We start from the raw sequence: 1,065 nt of genomic DNA, 5'->3' as shown, positions 1-1,065 counted from the left end.
GCGCCCTAGGTGTGCTGTTCTGACACGTTGGTGACGCGGCTGGCTGGGGTGTGGCCGCTGATTCCGGTGTGGGGTCGGTGGTAGTTGTACCAGTCGAGCCAGTCGGCAAACGCTGCCTGGCGTTCCGCGTCGCTGGTGTAGGGCCGCTGGTAGGCCCATTCTTCGAGCAGGGTGCGGTGGAAGCGTTCGACCTTGCCGTTGGTCTGGGGCCGCCAGGGCCGGGTCCAGCGTGGCTGGATGTCCAGCTGCCGGCAGGTCTCGCGCCAGGTGGTCTTGCTGTAGGCCCAGGCGTTGTCGGTCAGCACGCGTTCGATGGTGATGCCGTGGTCGGCGAACCAGGCGGTGGCCCGCTGGAGGAAGCCGGCGCAGGTCGTGGCGGTCTCGTCAGGCAGGTCTTCGGTGTAGGCGAGGCGGGAGTGATCGTCCAGTGCCGTGTGCAGGAAGGCCAGTCCGGCGTGGTTGCGGTTCTTGCGGCCCGCGGCCCGGCCCAGCGTCTTGTGGCCACCGCCGTCGGGGATGCGGCCGAGCTTTTTCACGTCGATGTGGAGCAGTTCGCCGGGCCGGCTGCGTTCGTAGCGGCGGATGGGCCGGCCGGTGGCCCGGTCCAGCGTGGCCAGCGGAGGCAGGCGGTGATCACGAAGGATGCGGTGAACGGTCGAGGCGGCGACACCACTGCGGACCGCGATCCGCTGGGGGCCGATCCGGTGTTCCTGGCGTAGCCGGACGACCAGTTCCTCGATGTCGGTGGGGGTCTGGTGCGGGCAGTGGTGAGGGCGGCTGGAGCGGTCGTGCATGCCGGCCCAGCCCGACTGGCGGTAGCGGTCGGCCCAGCGTTTGGCAGTGGTGTGACTGACCTGGAACCTTTCCGCGGCCCGCCGCAGCGGCCAGTCGTCCTCGACTATGCACCAGGCCAGACGCAGTCTCCCGGTCGGCGTCAGCGGCGCGTTACGGTGGCACATGAGGGCCTCCTGCACTCGGCGGTAGATGTCGCAGTCACCACCGAACCCAGAAGGCCCTCACCCATGCAAGCCCCTTGCAGCGTCACCAACGTGCCCGAACAGAACA

The 1,065-nt window shown here is 68.9% G+C and carries 1 protein-coding gene; it reads right to left on the bottom strand.

All coding sequences use genetic code 11. The features are described 5' to 3' along the window. Positions 1-5: 5 nt before the first annotated feature. Positions 6-959, bottom strand: coding sequence for an IS481 family transposase (locus ACIBTU_RS39510; RefSeq protein ID WP_399131636.1), 954 nt, complete (start codon positions 957-959; stop codon positions 6-8). Between the last annotated feature and the right edge of the window lie 106 nt (positions 960-1,065).

The organism is Streptomyces sp. NPDC050145, assembly GCF_044460245.1.
GTDB lineage: Bacteria > Actinomycetota > Actinomycetes > Streptomycetales > Streptomycetaceae > Streptomyces.
Note: the sequence above shows the minus strand (reverse complement) of the source record. Positions and strands in the feature narration are given on the sequence as shown.

What these genes read in the sequence shown, in the direction of transcription:
- ACIBTU_RS39510 (WP_399131636.1), bottom strand. Translation starts at nt 959, where the DNA reads ATGTGCCACCGTAACGCGCCGCTGACGCCGACCGGGAGACTGCGTCTG.